Genomic DNA, 17,503 nt, shown 5'->3' with positions numbered 1-17,503 from the left:
AATATGAAACCCTTCATCCACATAATGCTTATCAGTATTTCAAAAAAAGGAGGCCTACTTTTTTGTTTGATCCTTTCCATCTTAATTTCCTTGGGACAGCCCCGGACAAAGGTAGCTTGTATTGGTAACTCCGTAACCTTTGGTTATGGCCTCGGCAATCCTAGGCTGGATTCTTATCCAGGGCAGCTTCAGTCATTGTTGGGCCAGCGGTTTGAAGTACGGAATTTTGGCCATTCAGGAGCCACTCTTTTACGTAAGGGGCATAGACCTTACTTTAAAACAGAGGAATACAAGAAGGCCTTGGATTTTAAACCCGATGTTGCCATTATACATTTGGGACTCAATGATACCGATCCGAGAAACTGGCCAAATTATAAATACTCCTTTGCATCAGATTACGCGGATTTGATTGATTCCATACGATCCGTTAATCCCAAAATGCAAATTTACATCTGTCGATTGACGCCTATCTTTAGCGGTCATCCGCGTTTTCTCTCAGGAACCCGCGATTGGTACAACCAGATTCAGGAATTGATTCCTCAGATTGCTCAAAATAATCAAGTCGGACTGATTGATCTCAACACCCCGCTTCGGTATCGAATAGATCTTTTCGACGACTACTTGCATCCAAATAAGCAAGGAGCAACAATGATTGCGAGACAGGTGGCTAATGCACTGGTACCTCTTAGCCAAAAACTACAAGTGGCCGAAACCATCGGTTCGGATATGGTGCTCCAGCGTAATTGGGAGAATAGCATCTTTGGTAAGGGCACTGCTGCCGCTGAGATCAACATCGTTTTCAATAAGAAAAGCTATAAGACTAAGGTCAATCCTGATGGTTCCTGGGAAATCAAGTTACCCAAAATGGAAGCTGGGGGACCTTATGACATCGAAGTAAGTTCTGGCAAACAGAAAGTAGTGTTGAAAAATATTCTTTTTGGCGATGTATATCTCGCTTCGGGACAATCGAATATGGCTTTTCAACTTCGCCGTGCCACAAACAGTGATCCGTTGATCAGAAATGCCGGTAGACTCCACAATCTGCGCCTTTTTAAGTGCCGCAACCTTGTGGAGACCAATGCCGTTGCATGGGATACCGTAACCTTAAGGGAAGTAAACGATTTGGCCTATTTCAACGGCAGCTGGAGGCAAGCGAATGAAGATGAAGCAGCACAGTTCTCTGCAGTTGCTTATTCATTTGCCGAACAGATTGCCAATGAGCAACATATTCCTATTGGCATTATTGATCTGTCTGTCGGTGGATCCAATACCGAATCGTGGATTGACCGTAAATCATTGGAAAACGATGATTTGCTGGCTTCTTATATTCATAACTGGCAAAAATCTGATTTTGTGCAGGAGTTCTGTCGGGAACGTGCGGGTCAGAATCTCGCTGGTTCGAACGTGAAAAATCAACGTCATCCGTATCAACCAGCTTACAATTTTGAAGCTGGCGTCAGCAAATGGTTAAACACCGGGTTGAAAGGAATACTGTGGTATCAAGGTGAAAGCAATGCGCATAATATAGAACTTTACGAACGTCTTTTTAAAACATTGGTTTCTTCCTGGCGGAAGAATTTTCACCAAGAACTGCCCTTTTTCTTCGCGCAGCTCTCAAGTATAGACAGGCCTTCATGGGGAGATTTTAGAAACGCACAACGCTTATTGGAGAAGGGTATTAAAGGTACATACATGGCCGTAACGCTCGATGTAGGTGATTCTTTGGATGTACATCCCCGTGAAAAGATTACAGTAGGCCAGCGCTTGGCAAATTTAGTGCAGAAACACTTTTATAACGTTGAACTGAATGCCGATCATCCTGAGCCGGTCAGTTGTGCATTTCATGAGGATAAGCTGGTATTGATATTTGATCAATGTAAAAAATTAAAAACTCAGGAAAATACAGCGGTAAGAGGGTTTCAGCTGATGGACAATAAAGGACGGATTTTCAATGTAAACGCAAATATCCTATCAGATAATACCATCGAGATCGTTAAACCGAATTTCCAAATCACCAAAATCCTGTATGGATTCGAACCATTCAGTAGAGCAAATCTTCAAAATGAAATTGGAACACCCGTATCCACTTTCGCTTTGAAGATTCAATAAATAGAAATGAATTGATGTAAGTAGTAAAACACATGAAACAGATAAGTATAAAAGATACCGCAAAAATAATAGACAGGGATTACTTGAAGGATTTGGAAGTATTCTATCGTGATCAGCTTTTAAAAGACACTGTACCATTTTGGTTTCCACGGTCCATTGACCATGAATATGGCGGATATTTGTTCATGCGCGATCAGGATGGGACTTTGATAGATACCGATAAAGCCGTATGGATACAGGGAAGGGCATGCTGGTTGCTGGCCACACTTTACAATACGGTTGAACAAAAAGAGGAATGGCTGGAAGGAGCCCGAATCGGCTATGAATTTTTGAAAGAGCATTGTTTTGACGCTAATGGAAAAATGTATTTTCATGTTGACCGCCTAGGCGATCCTATTCGTATGCGTCGCTATTTCTTTTCGGAGACTTTCGCAGCAATCGCCTTTGCAGCCTATGCAAAAGCGACTGGAGATGAGGAGATAGCAGATGAAGCACGACATCTGCTGGGAATTTGCCTCGCGTATGCAAATGGAGAAAAATTGATCGAACCAAAGTATGAAGCCACAAGGCCAATGAAGGGAATAGGTGTGCCGATGATTATGATCAATACGGCACAGCAGATTCGTGAGACCATTGGGGATCCGCGTTGTGATCGTGTCATCAGTGATTGTATCGCACAGATTGAACGTGATTTTGTTAAGGACGATATTCGCTGCGTGATGGAACAAGTAGGACCTGAAGGTGAAATTGTCGATCATATTGACGGTCGTACACTCAATCCCGGACATGCTATCGAAGGAGCTTGGTTTATCCTCCATGAAGCTAGATCCCGGGGAAACGATCCGCATTTGATTGACCTAGGCTGTCGTATGTTGGATTATATGTGGGAACGGGGCTGGGATAAAGAATATGGTGGTATACTCTATTTTCGAGATGTCTATGGAAAGCCAGTACAAGAATATTGGCAAGATATGAAATTTTGGTGGCCGCAGAATGAAACGATTATCGCAACATTACTCGCTTACCTGATGACTGGGAATGAGAAATATAAAAATTGGCATCAGCAGATCAATCAGTATGCCTATGATCATTTTCACGATAAAATCAATGGTGAGTGGTATGGTTACCTCCATCGTGATGGGAAGATTGCCCAAACCGCAAAAGGGAATTTGTTTAAAGGTCCTTTCCATCTCCCTCGCCAAGAATGGTATTGTATGCAAACTTTAAAGGAATTTAATTCCCTTAAGTAGAAGATTATGGAGCACCAAAAGTCCATTACATGTACATTGCTATCCGGTCTGCTGGTTATTCTTATTTTAATCAGTCCTTTATGCTGTCTACCGGATTCAATCAAACCTCCTTTGCTTCCTATGCCCCATGCTGTGAGCTGGAAAACAGGGCGTTATTGTTTGCCGGATCTTGTCCATGTGCATATCAAAGGGGAGGTTGAAAATGCTGATAGGCAGATGTTAAGCCTCTTGTTGAAAGATTGGAATGTAACTCAGGTTATTTTCGACAACTTCAAGAATAAAAATATCACCATTGTTTGTGATCACGAATTGGTTTTACCTTCGGCATCATTGGAGGCTTATCGGATCGACGTAGATGAACAGGGAATACAGATCGAAGCCAGAACGAGTGCCGGTGTTTTTTATGCCTTACAAACTCTGGGTCAACTCAGACGCAGTGATGGCAAGTTGCCCTATTGCTCCATTACCGATTATCCTTCCTTTCGCTGGCGCGGTTACTTGGTAGACGTCGGACGAAATTTTCAGTCAATGGATGTGCTAAAGGAGCAGATCGATGTCATGGCGCGCTATAAACTGAATATTTTTCACTTTCATTTCACTGAGGATATTGCTTGGCGACTGATCAGCAAAAAATATCCCGGTTTGACCGACTCGACGAATATGGAGCGTTGGAAGGGAAAGTATTATACCGTTGAGGAAATGCAAGAACTAATTCGGTATTGTCGTGATCGGCATATCCAACTTGTACCCGAAATTGATTTGCCGGGACATTCAGCAGCATTTCGCCGTTATTTTAAAACTGATATGCAGAGCGATAGCGGCATAGCTATCCTCAAGGAACTGGTTAAGGAATTTGCAAACACTTATCCGGGACTACCTTATCTGCATATTGGGGGGGATGAGGTGAAAATTCATAATCAAGAATTTTTACCGATGATGACAATATGGACGGAGGATTTGGGTCTAAAAACTATTGGTTGGGAACCCGGCGGCAATTTGCAGCCAAACACAATCCGGCAGCTTTGGATGGGTGGCCCAAAAGCTATTACCAATGATTCGCCTTTTGAAGTCATTGATTCAAAGCACTTGTACATCAATCACATGGATCCTTTAGAAACGGTGACGACCTTGTTCTATAGGCAGTTGGGCGGACAGTCTTCAGAAAATGAAAAGTTAATGGGTGCGACGCTATGTTCATGGCCCGATCGCGCGGTGAAGAATGAAAACGATCTATTTCGTCAAAATGGAGTTTACCCCGCTTTATTGACATTTGCGGAGCGCAGCTGGCGAGGGGGAGGGGATTTTGCATGGCGTAGTAATATCAAAACGGATGTGAAAGGATTGGCTGATTTTGTCGAATTTGAAAAGCGTTTACTTGCACATAAACAACTGTATTTTAATGGTCTTATCTTTCCCTACCACCAACAAAGTAGGCAAAAATGGATATTATACGGGCCTGTGGAAAATAAAGGCGATCTGGGTATGGCCTTAAAAAATGAAGCTGCAGGAGATTTTAACGCTTTGAAAAAGATCGGCGAGTTTTACGGAGGTACCATTGTATTGCGCCATTGGTGGGCTGATGTTGTTAAAGGGGCGATTGACCGTCCACTTGAAAATAGTACCGTGTATGCCCTGAGCAAAGTGTGGAGTGAAAAAGGGGGCAACCAAGGTTTTTGGATCGGTTTTAATGATCTCTCGCGTTCGTATGCCAGTGATTCACCACATTTGGGGACCTGGGACGATCGAATGAGCACACTTTGGGTCAATGGACATAAAGTGCTTCCGCCAGATTGGCAACAGGCGGGCAAAAAAGGAGACTTGGAAGTCCCCTTAATTGATGAGGGATACAGTTACCGAAGTCCTACGATGATTCAATTGCGCAAGGGATGGAATACCATTGTAGTCAAACTGCCTGTGGGGAAATTACAAGGGAAAGACTGGCAAAATCCACTAAAATGGATGTTTACCTGCCTCCCGATTGAAAGGGAGCAGTAAATCGTATATCACAATGCATGAATGCAGATGAAATTTTAAAGAAAAGTAACAATAAACTTATATCGATATGAAGAAATTAGGAACAATGGTGGTATTTGCAATGTTAGCCAGTATCTGCCATGCACAGGAAGTGAATGTGTTTGTTTCAGGCGAAGAGGGCTATAAAAGCTATCGCATACCTGCCATTGTAAAGGATAAAAATGGGCAGTTAATTGCTTTTGCCGAAGGTCGGGTGGATCATGCCGGCGATTTTGGTAATGTGGATATTGTTTATAAAACCAGTAAGGATAATGGAAAGACCTGGGGGCCATTGCAAGTCGCTGTGGACAACGATAATTTACAGGTCGGAAATCCGGCACCTGTAGTTGATCTATTGGATCCAGCATATCCTCAAGGACGTCTCTTACTTTTTTACAATACGGGGAATAATCATGAGGGAGAAGTGCGCAAAGGGAATGGCTTGCGGGAATGTTGGTCAATTAGTTCATCCGATGGCGGTAAAACATGGTCCAAGCCACAGAATATTACGCTCGAGACACATCGCCCCAATCAACCGTCAGTGAATGCGCAATATACCTTCAAGGACGATTGGCGAACCTATGCGAATACACCTGGGCATGCTTTACAATTTGATTCTGGTAAGTATAAAGGACGCATTTATATTCCTGCCAACCATTCTGAAGGAAATCCGAAAGAAAATGGCAAGGATTATTTTGCGCATTCGTATTACTCGGACGATCATGGAAAGACCTTCAAGATAGGGGCGAGCGTGAAATTTGAAGGATCAAATGAAACCATGGCCGCGCAAATATCGCATACAGAACTGTATATGAATTCCCGTAATCAACAAGGTAACGTAAAATCGAGGATTGTGTCCTATTCCAGTGATGGTGGTGTCAGTTGGGATACAACCTATTATGATAAAAATCTGGCCGATCCAGTCAACCAGGGCTCGGTACTTTCCTGGCAAAAGAAAGGGAAATATGTATTGGCTGTTTGTAATGCTGCATCAACCCATAGAAGGGACAATCTAACCGTTCGTTTAAGTAAAGATCAGGGCAAAACATGGTATTTCAATCAGGTCGTTGCCAAAGCTCCGGAAGGTGTGAAAGGGGATTATGCTGCTTATTCCGATTTAGTACTTTTAAATAAAAATAAACTCGGTGTTCTATTTGAAAAAGAGAATTACAGGAAAATTGTCTTTCTGCCAGTAAATTTTAAATAATCAGGCACATCGTGTTATCGAAATAATACACATTTTCTTTCATTTCTTCCTTTTGGTTAAAACAGGAAGGAAGAAATGAAAGAAAAAATGAATCTTCGTTTCTAATGCAGCTTGCTCCACAGGCTGTCAAATAACGCTATAAACTTAATTAAAACCAATAATCCAAAACTAAATGAGAAAAACCAGATTTTGGCTGGTGTTGAGCCTAATCGCAACTAGCCTGTCTATTTTTGCCTGCAAAAAAGACTCGACAACAACAAAAACTTCGATTCCGGAAGTCAGTAAGGCGAAGGCCTCGACTAAGCTATTCAATGCTACTGCCGTAGCGACAACAGATTACGAACTGATCTGGTCGGACGAGTTTAATAGTAACGGGAGATTTGATTCCACAAAATGGTCTTATGCAGACAGGGGCACTGTCGCATGGAATAAGTATATGACCTCCTTGCCGGCTTATGCATCCCAAGACGGGAGCAATCTTGTATTGCGTATGGATAATGCTGTTGTAGCCGGAGATCCTGTTGCCTATCATGCGGGTGGAGTTAAGTCGATGGGAAAATTTAGTATGACTTATGGTAAAGTTGAAGTGAGGGCTAAGTTTACACAAGGAAGAGGCTCCTGGCCTGCGATTTGGATGATGCCCGAACCGGCTGCGGCGTATGGAGGCTGGCCAGCCTGTGGTGAAATTGATATTATGGAGCATGTCAACAACGAAAGTGTGATGTATCATACGATCCATAATAGCTCGGTTACTAATGCAAATGGTGGAAGCACCGCTTCAAAAGCGGCCACTTATAATACGACAGATTACAACTTATATACGATGATCTGGAGTCCAAACGACATTCGATTTTACGTCAACAATGTATTGCAATATACCTACGCAAGGGTTTCTGGTGGCGGAACGCAACAATGGCCATTTGACGTACCTTTTTATCTGATTTTAAATCAGGCCGGTGGAGCTGGATGGCCAGGAGCGATCACAAATGCTGACCTGCCCTTTAGTATGCAGGTTGATTATGTACGTGTGTATAAGCTACCTTTATTTAGCAATGGCGATTTCGAAAGTGGTACCATCTATCCATGGACAACATGGGGTGGCGGATCATCGGTCGTTTTCACCGACGCCCGGACAGGAAGCAGATGCATCCGCGAAACGGGCGGGGAGACATCCATTGAACAATACCTGACCGGTTTAACGCCAAATACGACCTATCGGTTCGGTGGCTACGCCAAAGTGTCTACAGCTGGCCAGTCAGTTAGTATCGGCGTCAAAAACTTTGGTGGAACTGCAGTCAATGCGACTATTGGTACGACCAGCTATTCCAATGCTTCGGTTACTTTTACAACTGGCGCCAATAATACTACGGCTACGGTCTATTTCTATAAACCCTTGAGCGGTACTGTGTATGGTGATGATTTCTATTTAGAAAAACTGTAAGACACGTTAGTTGAAAGAGCAGTGGTTTTAGTTCAGCCACAGCTCTTTTAGCGATATTGCGTGATGACGAGGGCATCGGTCCGCATGGAGGATGTCGATATAACTTCATAACTACCTAATTAAAAATTTCAGATAGTGCCGAATAAGGGCCATGAATCGTTGCGGTAGTTAACGGCAGTATCTCCTTATTTCCTTAAAACGAGTGTATGTCCATTTTGATAGAGTGTCATTTTGTTTTCGTTACGTTCAAAGACGATCTTTACACCAAATTGCGGTTGGACCAGCGTGTTTCTATCCTTCGCTTTTAGCTGAAATGAAGATTGACCAACGACCTGTCCAAATACCTTGTTGCCCTCTCTCGTAATATTTATCTGAATAGGAGGTTGCTCGCTTTTATATTCGCCAATGAGACTTGAAATTTCTTCCTCCGTCAATTGTAATTCCGCAAGATCAGGAAGTGGAAAGGGCCTTTTATAAAGTTCGCCCAGACTGAACTTTAAAATTTCATTATTAGTATAATTGTTGGCATTACTAATGATAGCGACATTATAATTGCCATCATCAAAATGGCCAGCGACAGAAGAGTAACCGTCTATACCGCCTGTGTGGCCAAAGCCTACATGTTCATAGAAGGGCAATTGGAATAAGCCGATCCCATAGCCCTGATCTATTTTTTTCATCTCTTCCAGGCTTGCAGCATTGATGATTTTATGGCTAAATAATGCATTGAAAAATCTGGCCAGGTCTGCCGGAGTTGACCACACTGCGCCAGCACCAAGCGGAACTGAGTTGTCCGTGTGTGGTTCAAGGGTCCATTCTTGTGTATACCGATAAGATTCGCTCAGATCACTGCCGTTATTTTGTGGACGGCCAAATGTGGTTTGTTCCAACTTTAGTGGCTGGCTGATATACTCTTTCAATAAAGAAGCATAGTCTCTTTTCCATACTTTTTCCAGAATATAAGTAAGTAGAATGTAGTTTGAATTACTATATACATGCCTGCTGCCGGGGTCAAATTCAACTCCGCCTTTGATGATGCGTGCGACAAGTTCCTGTTCTGTTTGCGGTTTAGTGTTCCATGTCAAATAATCTTTGTCGTCCGTGATGCTGTGAACTCCGCTGCTGTGATTTAACAATTGACGAACAGTAATCTTTTCGGCGTTGGGAATACCCTTAACGTATACGGACAATGTTTGGTTTAATTGGAGTTTTCCAAGTTCAGCTGTTTTTAGAACAAGTGTTGCGGTGAATGTTTTGGAGATCGAGCCTATGCCATAACGGGTATCTATGGTCGCTTTCTTTTTCTGCGCCAGATCGGCATATCCAATTGTCTTTTGATAAAGCAATTGATCACCTTTGCTGATCGCAATACTGCCCATCCAGACGTTATTTTTGTCCATGACGGACATGAGACTATCCATACGAACAGGAGTGAATTCCTGGGCTTTGAGGACGGGGTTTGATAGGGTTCCTACGAGGAACAATAATACGGTGGTTCTTTTCATAATTAATGGTGAATAGACTTCTGAGTTTCAATAGTAACGCTGACGAATAGTAAAGGCCACTTTTCCATCCACGACCGCAAGTTATGCTGCATAGTGTTCGTCTTTGCCGGACCTTTGAGTGAAAATTTGGGCCTCAAACTATTTGTGATGGTTGTCACAATTGCTTGATTACAAATAGTTAAGGTAAATATTAATCTTGATACATGCAAATACCAACGTATACCTAATCCCACTATTCAATCAGTATTGATACAGTTTTTAATCATTACTTATTCAGTCTACACTGAGCGATCACTGAACAATCACTGAACAAGCACTGTGAAAAAGACGAATTTGATCGCTCTTTGACACCCATTTGTTCCGACAGAAATTAATGGAAAAAATGGCGGGAGTGACGCGGTACGACCCTTAAAAAAGAAAAGCGGTGCGTGGGGTTAAGATGGTAAGCATTGATTAAAAAAAAACACTTGAAGTGGGGAACTTCAAGTGTTTAACCTAACCAATTATTAACCTAAATTTATGAAAAGTATACTTTCTCAAGTATAGTAGACTATATTCAATATCTGTGCCATTCTACTCGTTAGTTTTATACTATTTTTCTTTGTGTTATTTTTGTTACGTAATATCACTTGATTTAGTTGATGTTATATCTTATTTGGTAATATTTTTATGTTTTTAAAGATGTTAAGTAGTTTGAAAAAGCATTGAGTTAATTTTTGGTAAAATTTCGCCTATTTTATTGGGCAAACTTTCCGCATGTGTATATAAAAGAGAACAGCCCCTGTCCGAAAATAGGGTAATTGTTATTACACAACGTAACACTTGAAGAGTTCTTTCCACTCATCATCAAGATTGCCTCTGTATACATTTTGTTTGGCGCGGCGATACCAATATTCTGCATTCCATTGATCACCTTCTTTGCGGTGTAAATAAGCATGAACATGTGCTGCGTCAGTTCCCCCCAATTGATCGATGAGGTCGTGCGCGGTTTTCCAATTTCCTTTCAGATCATACCAAAGTGACTTTTGTACCGCTGTCCAATGCTGAAGTGGACTTTCAAGTGATTGAAATTCTTCTATTGTCATATTTTTTTATTCTGTTATTTCTTTGCTCCAAATTTCATAAATATCGTCTCCTTTCGAGCTTTTTCCTCTATGCTGCCATCTGCCATCTACAATTTCACCGTCAAAGGCCAGTTCTTGCCCAACTCGATTATTGTCTCTCGAAAAGAATTGTATTTTTTCAGTATACCGATTGTTATCGTATTGATAATTGCCCCCGCCAGTACCATAGAAACCTTTTTGTGCAAGATTAATCGCTATCCATTGAAAATAGCCATCAACCAATATTTTGATTGTTTTACGGTCTGCTTTCGGAATATCCTGCATTTTTTCTCCTTGTTGGCGACCAGTGATGCGCCAAAGTGCGTCCAGGTCCTGCGGGACTTTTTTCTGTTTAATATAGAGATGATAGCTATTGGCTATTTTTAGGCGAAGGGAGTCTGCTTCACTCCGATACGGCAATTGAGTTGTTTTGCCGATGGCAGATGAATCCTGTGAATTATACTCAATGGCGATATTGATCAGATTAGGCTGTTTATCAAGTGGCCCACCCCAGGTATGTTGAAAACGTTTTCTGACATCATCGTAACTTATGAACGAGATATAATGATCTTTAACGAGCATTAAGTGTTTATTGATGCCATCCTGGTATAGATAGGCTCCGTCGTGAAGTTGCTGTGCCTGGATTTTAGAAAAATAAATTCCAAAAAATAGGAAGAATAGTAAGGTACAATTTTTCATAACGGGTCTAAACTTGTTTCCTCTAAAGATACAAAATAAAACAGCGATACGAATGACGGACATTGGATTTAATCGAATCAAAAAAAAGCTGACCAGTCGCCGCAGCGCCGCCAAAAAATGTTAAGCACTTTTATGAGGGGCAGTCCGGCGAATGGTCAGCTTTTCGATAGGATGTTACAACTATCTATTTGAACTTACTCGCCAATGCAGCGAGCTTGCTGGCCATATCCGTTTGTGGCTCGGCCTGCTTTTTAGGTTCATTTTTTTTGTTTTTGGGTAGCGCAGGTTTTTCATCTGTTTTCATTGACAATGCGATACGACTACGCTTTTCGTCTACTTCTGTTACTGTTACCATGACGTGTTGCTGTACTTTGACGACTTCATGGGGGTCCGATATATAGCGATTCGATAATTGGCTTAGATGTACCAAGCCATCTTGATGTACGCCAATATCAACAAAGGCTCCGAAATTTGTAATATTCGTCACGATTCCTGGCAGCTTCATGCCCACTTTTAAATCCCCAATGGTATTGACGCCATCTGTGAATGAGAATGGTTCGAACTTTTCCCTTGGATCTAATCCGGGTTTCGCTAATTCATTGAGAATATCATTCAATGTCGGTAATCCAACTTCCTCTGAGATATAGTTTTTCAAAGGGATCGATTTTCGCAAGTCAGCGTCAGTCAATAGATCTTCTACTTTTTTGCCAAGGTCTTTGGCCATTTGTTCGACCAATGCATAACGCTCGGGGTGTACCGCCGACGAATCCAGTGGGTTTGCGGCATGGCGGATGCGTAGAAAGCCTGCAGCTTGTTCAAAGGCTTTATCGCCAAGGCGAGGAACTTTTTTCAGTTCGCGCCTGGAGGCAAAAGGACCGTTCTCATTCCGGTATTTGATGATCTGTTGTGCCAGGGATGGACCAAGACCGGAAACGTAGGATAAAATTTGTTTGGAGGCCGTATTCAATTCGACACCGACAGCATTTACGCAACTGATGACGGTATCATCCAATGAAGTCTGGAGTTTATTTTGATCTACATCATGCTGATATTGTCCGACACCGATCGATTTTGGATCGATCTTAACCAGTTCAGCCAATGGGTCCATCAACCGTCTACCAATAGATACTGCGCCGCGTACCGTAACATCTTGATCTGGAAATTCTTCACGGGCAGTTTCGGAAGCCGAATAAATAGAGGCTCCACTTTCATTGACCATTACGATGGTAACGTTATTTAATCCGAGTCTCCGTACAAATTCTTCCGTTTCACGACCGGCGGTCCCATTGCCGATTGCGATGGCTTGGATATCATATTTTGATACTAGATACTGAATTGTTTTTTTTGCTTCTGCAAGTCCATTGGCTCCTGTATGCGGAAAGATGGCCGTATTTTCTTTAAGCTGTCCCTGTTCGTCCAGAACAACCGTTTTACAGCCTGTACGAAATCCTGGGTCGATCGCGAGCAGCCTTTTCTGCCCTAGTGGAGCGGCTAGAAGTAGTTGACGCACATTGTCGGCAAAAACTTTGATGGCTTCTTCATCGGCTTTTTGACGTGTCAATACACGAATTTCCGTCTCCATAGAAGGTTTTAACAGCCGCTTGTAGCTATCGACCAAGGCGAGTTTTACCTGAGTTGCGGCATCGTTGGAACCCTTAATATAGATGGATTCGATACCTGGTAGAATTTCTTCTTCATTGATATCGATATCTAAATAGAGTAATTCCTCTTTTTCTCCGCGGCGCATGGCCAGCACACGATGTGAAGGTGCATTTTTCAACGGTTCAGACCATTCGTAATAATCTTTATACTTTAGTGCAGCTTCTTCCTTTCCAGGAACTACCCGTGAAACAAATGTGCTTTTTTCGAGGAATATCGCTCTCGCTTTGGCTCTCACTGTCGCATCTTCCGCAATGATCTCTGCGATGATATCGCGGGCACCTGCTAGTGCCTCCTCTGTATTCTTAACGCCTTTTTCTTCATCTATTAAACTGTCGGCAAGGGGGAGGAAATCTCCTATTTCTTGTGCTAAAATGAGATCCGCTAAAGGTTGCAGACCTTTTTCACGTGCCACACTGGCGCGAGTTTTACGCTTGGGTTTGTAAGGCAAATAGATATCTTCGAGACTGGCCATGGTTTCGGCACCCAAAAGCTGCTGCTCAAGCTCCGGTGTCAATTTTCCCTGATCGTTGATCGATTTAAGAACAGCTTCTTTACGTTTATCTAAATCACGCAGCTGCTGGAAACGATCTCTGATCGTGGTGATTTGAACTTCGTCCAAACTACCCGTCATTTCCTTACGGTAGCGTGAGATAAACGGAACGGTAGCACCTTCGTCTAATAGTGCTATAGTCGTGCGAACTTGTTTTTCGCTAATAGAAAGCTCATTAGCAATGGTAATTTCGTGTGTTGATAAGCTCATTGTCGGTTTAATCTTAAAAAGTAGAGCTGTTGAATGGTGATTCAACAGCTCTAAGTATATCTAATTATAAACTAAAGTAGTAAAATTAAGCAGGTTTACTGGTATTGTCCTGCTCAGGAACTTTTTTATCTTCTACCTCGTTGTTTTTCGTTTCAGCAAAATGATCGTTATACCCGTACGTGATGTGAGATGGCTCTTCGCCATAATCGGGTTGTTTATGTGGGTTATGCTCGACGACACCGGCAGGTGTTGTGAATTCATATTTTTTCTTTGGTTGATCTGTTTCTGAACCTTCTACGGCTTCCTGGGGCTTAGCCCCTTCTTCGTGTGCTGCTTGAGCCTGCTCTTCAGCCAAACGAACATCATTAGGAACAACTTCTTCTTTTACTTCTGTTTTAACGTCTATGTCTTTCTCGAAATTATTGATCTGATCTGAAATTTCACGTTTGATACCTTCTGATGCATCTTTGAACTCACGTATTCCTCTTCCTAAACCTCTCGCCAATTCAGGAAGTTTTTTGCCTCCAAAAAGTAACAAGATTGCAAACACAATTAAGATCATCTCTTGTGTTCCGATGTTTAGAAATGCTATTACTGGATTGTACATACTCTTTTTCCTCTTCTTTTGATTACTAACTAGATGCTAAGGTACATTTATATTTCTATAGTTCTTAGACCCAAAAGTAAATTTAAGATAATTTTAAGGTATTTGAAACATAAAAATTACTTAACAAAGTGCGGTTATTTGATGGGTGTAAATTGTTATATTTTTGCTAAATATTTTTTAATATGACGATAGGGCGGAAATATCTTCGTATTTTTGTGGCTATTTTTTGGGGAAATCGATTATGTTGGGAAAATTTAAAACATTTAAACCGTATTACAAAAGTACGATGGTATTGGCGGGGCCAGTGGTGATCTCACAATTGGGACATACGCTGGTGCATACCGCAGATAGTGTGATTGTTGGACATTTTGCAGGAACCATTCCATTGGCGGCAGTTTCGTTGGTACATGCTGTTTTTATGGTTGTTATGGTCATTGGTTTGGGGATAGCGTATGGCATCACGCCGTTGATTGCGCAGGAGAATGGTCGTGATAATAAAAAAGAATGTGCCATTTTGTTGTCTAATAGCTTTTGGTTAAATATTATTGCAGGACTCTTGTTATTCGCATTGGTCTATTTTGGTTCAATGTTGGCGATCGATCACCTCAACCAAGATCCGGCTGTGGTGAAGGAGGCAAAGCCTTATTTGCTTATTCTGAGTTTATCGATGCTTCCATTAATGGTATTTAGCACCTTTAAGCAATTTGCTGAAGGCCTGGGGTTTACTAAGCAAGCGATGAATGTAACTATTTGGGGGAATGTACTGAACATTATTTTGGCGATCATCTTTGTCAAAGGGATGTTTGGCATCAGCCCAATGGGGGTCAAGGGAGTCGGATACAGTACATTGATCGACCGTGTGTTAATGATGTCTGTGATGATGACCTATGTCTTGCGATCGCAGAAATTTAAAGGATATATTCAATACTTTAAAGTGACATTGGTCGATCGGGAGCGATTGTTGAAGATCGTACGGATCGGGGCACCCGTGGCTATGCAATATGTCTTTGAAATTGGGGCTTTTGCAGGGGCATCCTTATTAGCGGGTACCATAAGTGCGACAGCGCAAGCTTCTCATCAAGTAGCCATACAGCTGGCCGCGATGACGTATATGATGGCGAGTGGTATTGCTGCTGCTGCAACAATCAAGGTGGGGAATAGTTATGGTAATCGAAATCTTTTTCGTCTCGAACGATTTGCCATCACGTCGTATCAATTGGTGTTGATCTTTATGGTGATTACGGCGTCTTTGTTCGCGCTATTGAATGATTATTTGCCTTATATCTTTACCTCAGATCATGCCGTGGTGATTATTGCTTCTCAGCTGTTGATTATTGCGGGCCTTTTCCAATTGTTTGATGGTACGCAAGTTGTCGGTCTGGGAGTCTTACGTGGGATGGGGGATGTGAATATACCAACCCTAATCACATTTATCGCTTATTGGATTATTGGGCTACCAAGCGGCTATCTCATGGGCGTTGTGTTTAACTGGGGTATCAAGGGGATTTGGTATGGGTTAACGCTGGGCCTGCTAAGCTCTTCGCTTTTACTGTACCTGCGGTTTCAATTGGTGATTAAGAAGAAAAAAATACAGTTCGAACAAAGTATGTTTAAGTAACAAAACGTATATACTAAATAACAAAAAACGGCTCTGTTAAGAGCCGTTTTTTTATTCTGATTGTTAGATTACTCTATTGCTATCCCAGTTTTCCAGGTAGTCGGCCACACGTTTTAAGAAAGTACCTCCGAGAGCACCATCGATTGCACGGTGATCGTAAGAGAGTGACAGATACATCATATGTCTAATACCAATCATATCGCCATACTCTGTTTCTATAACCGCTGGTTTTTTCGTAATGGTACCGACAGCCAAGATTGCAGCTTGCGGTTGGTTAATGATAGGCGTTCCCATAATATTACCGAAAGCGCCGATATTGGTGAATGTAAATGTACCATCTTGGGTATCGTCAGGCTTCAATTTATTCGCCCGTGACCGTTGTGCGAGGTCGTTGACACTTTTACTCAACCCGACTAAGCTTAATTGGTCAGCATTTTTGATGACCGGAACGATGAGATTGCCATTAGGCAATGCTGCAGCCATACCAATATTGATGTTTTTCTTCTTGATGATATTGTAACCGTCGATCGATATATTGACCAATGGAAAATCTTTGAGCGCCTTGCTAATAGCCTCGATAAACAAAGGGGTAAACGTGATGTTTTCTCCTTCGCGTTTTTTATAGGCATCTTTAACTTTATTGCGCCACAAAACTAAATTGGTGACATCTGCCTCAACAAAAGAACATACATGGGGAGAGGTCTGTACGCTTTTGACCATATGGTCTGCTATCAATCTCCGCATACGGTCCATTTCAATGATTTCATCACTGCCATTGGCAACGGTGTGAACATGCGACGGAGCGGCGGAGGTTATTTTTGGAGAATCCGTACCCATGCCCGTGCTAGTGTTCGTGTGCTCTTCCGGAATGGCTTTTGTCAATTTTGAGGAGGAATCCCGATGCGATACATACGTTAAAATATCTTCCTTAGTCACTCTTCCCTCTGCTCCGGTACCCTGGATACGGTCAAGTTCATCCTGGGACAATCCTTCGTGACGTGCTATATTTTTCACTAAAGGTGAATAGAAGCGAAGGGTATTTTCGTATGAAGAAGATGGAATTTCAGCTGTTACATTGGGCAGCTGGTCTACACCTGGGATGTTCAATGCTATGATCTCTTCGGGAGTTGCCGCTGAAAGAGCGATATTTTCTTGTGCTTGAATCGCAGGTTCTTCATTTTCGCCTTCAATTTCTATAATTGCAACGACTTCACCAACTTGGACAGTCTGGTCTACGGTATAGCAATGCTCTTTTAAAACACCTTTTACAGGGGAAGGTACCTCTGAATCAACTTTGTCAGTTGCAATTTCCAATAAAGTGTCATCTTCCTCAATCAGGTCACCAGGTTGTTTTAACCATTTTGTGATTGTTGCCTCGGATACACTTTCTCCCATTTTTGGGAGCAAGAGTTTATATAAAGCCATATTTTTTAGCAATCTCGTTATAGAAAAACGAAGTTAAATAAATTGTGGTTTACTTTCAACAATTTAAAATATTATTCCTTAAATAACGTGTTTTTTGAAATATT

The 17,503-nt window shown here is 42.0% G+C and carries 12 protein-coding genes; 6 read left to right on the top strand and 6 right to left on the bottom strand.

Translation table 11 applies throughout. From position 1 onward, the window contains the following. Nucleotides 1-24: 24 nt before the first annotated feature. From DTA23_RS01915 to DTA23_RS01895, 5 genes are all read left to right on the top strand, one after another. A complete protein-coding gene (locus tag DTA23_RS01915) occupies nucleotides 25-2,109 on the top strand; it encodes a GDSL-type esterase/lipase family protein (protein ID WP_172462293.1) in 2,085 nt (694 codons plus the stop codon). A gap of 32 nt (nucleotides 2,110-2,141) precedes the next feature. Next, on the top strand, nucleotides 2,142-3,359 hold the full coding sequence (locus DTA23_RS01910) for an AGE family epimerase/isomerase (RefSeq protein ID WP_112373674.1): 1,218 nt from the start codon (nucleotides 2,142-2,144) through the stop codon (nucleotides 3,357-3,359). Between the two features lie 6 nt (nucleotides 3,360-3,365). Further along, on the top strand, nucleotides 3,366-5,354 hold the full coding sequence (locus DTA23_RS01905) for a family 20 glycosylhydrolase (RefSeq protein WP_112373673.1): 1,989 nt from the start codon (nucleotides 3,366-3,368) through the stop codon (nucleotides 5,352-5,354). 67 nt (nucleotides 5,355-5,421) lie between these two features. Beyond that, complete coding sequence (locus DTA23_RS01900) at nucleotides 5,422-6,579, top strand: sialidase family protein (RefSeq protein ID WP_112373672.1); 1,158 nt, start codon at nucleotides 5,422-5,424, stop codon at nucleotides 6,577-6,579. A 172-nt stretch (nucleotides 6,580-6,751) separates the two neighbouring features. Then, nucleotides 6,752-8,020: a family 16 glycosylhydrolase gene (locus tag DTA23_RS01895; RefSeq protein ID WP_112373671.1), complete on the top strand. Its 1,269-nt coding sequence runs from the start codon at nucleotides 6,752-6,754 to the stop codon at nucleotides 8,018-8,020. A 185-nt stretch (nucleotides 8,021-8,205) separates the two neighbouring features. Here the strand turns inward: DTA23_RS01895 and DTA23_RS01890 are convergent, their stop codons facing one another. The 5 genes from DTA23_RS01890 to DTA23_RS30070 all read right to left on the bottom strand — a co-directional run bounded on the left by DTA23_RS01890 (nucleotide 8,206) and on the right by DTA23_RS30070 (nucleotide 14,356). Further along, nucleotides 8,206-9,525, bottom strand: a complete 1,320-nt coding sequence (locus DTA23_RS01890) for a serine hydrolase domain-containing protein (protein ID WP_112373670.1) — start codon at nucleotides 9,523-9,525, stop codon at nucleotides 8,206-8,208. A gap of 806 nt (nucleotides 9,526-10,331) precedes the next feature. Further along, nucleotides 10,332-10,610 carry a hypothetical protein gene (locus DTA23_RS01885; RefSeq protein WP_070564877.1) on the bottom strand — a complete coding sequence of 93 codons (279 nt, stop codon included), beginning with the start codon at nucleotides 10,608-10,610 and terminating at the stop codon, nucleotides 10,332-10,334. Nucleotides 10,611-10,616: 6 nt separating this feature from the next. Further along, complete coding sequence (locus DTA23_RS01880; protein WP_112373669.1) at nucleotides 10,617-11,327, bottom strand: hypothetical protein; 711 nt, start codon at nucleotides 11,325-11,327, stop codon at nucleotides 10,617-10,619. Nucleotides 11,328-11,511: 184 nt separating this feature from the next. Then, nucleotides 11,512-13,749, bottom strand: a complete 2,238-nt coding sequence (locus DTA23_RS01875; RefSeq protein ID WP_112373668.1) for a Tex family protein — start codon at nucleotides 13,747-13,749, stop codon at nucleotides 11,512-11,514. 85 nt (nucleotides 13,750-13,834) lie between these two features. Continuing rightward, on the bottom strand, nucleotides 13,835-14,356 hold the full coding sequence (locus DTA23_RS30070) for a Sec-independent protein translocase subunit TatA/TatB (protein WP_070564886.1): 522 nt from the start codon (nucleotides 14,354-14,356) through the stop codon (nucleotides 13,835-13,837). 241 nt (nucleotides 14,357-14,597) lie between these two features. Here DTA23_RS30070 and DTA23_RS01865 point away from each other — a divergent pair, with 241 nt between their 5' ends. Then, nucleotides 14,598-15,974, top strand: a complete 1,377-nt coding sequence (locus tag DTA23_RS01865) for an MATE family efflux transporter (protein WP_070564888.1) — start codon at nucleotides 14,598-14,600, stop codon at nucleotides 15,972-15,974. 63 nt (nucleotides 15,975-16,037) lie between these two features. Here the strand turns inward: DTA23_RS01865 and DTA23_RS01860 are convergent, their stop codons facing one another. Further along, nucleotides 16,038-17,399, bottom strand: coding sequence for a dihydrolipoamide acetyltransferase family protein (locus DTA23_RS01860; RefSeq protein WP_112373667.1), 1,362 nt, complete (start codon nucleotides 17,397-17,399; stop codon nucleotides 16,038-16,040). Nucleotides 17,400-17,503 lie beyond the last annotated feature (104 nt).

It is taken from the genome of Sphingobacterium multivorum (genome assembly GCF_900457465.1).
GTDB lineage: Bacteria > Bacteroidota > Bacteroidia > Sphingobacteriales > Sphingobacteriaceae > Sphingobacterium > Sphingobacterium multivorum.
Note: the sequence above shows the minus strand (reverse complement) of the source record. Positions and strands in the feature narration are given on the sequence as shown.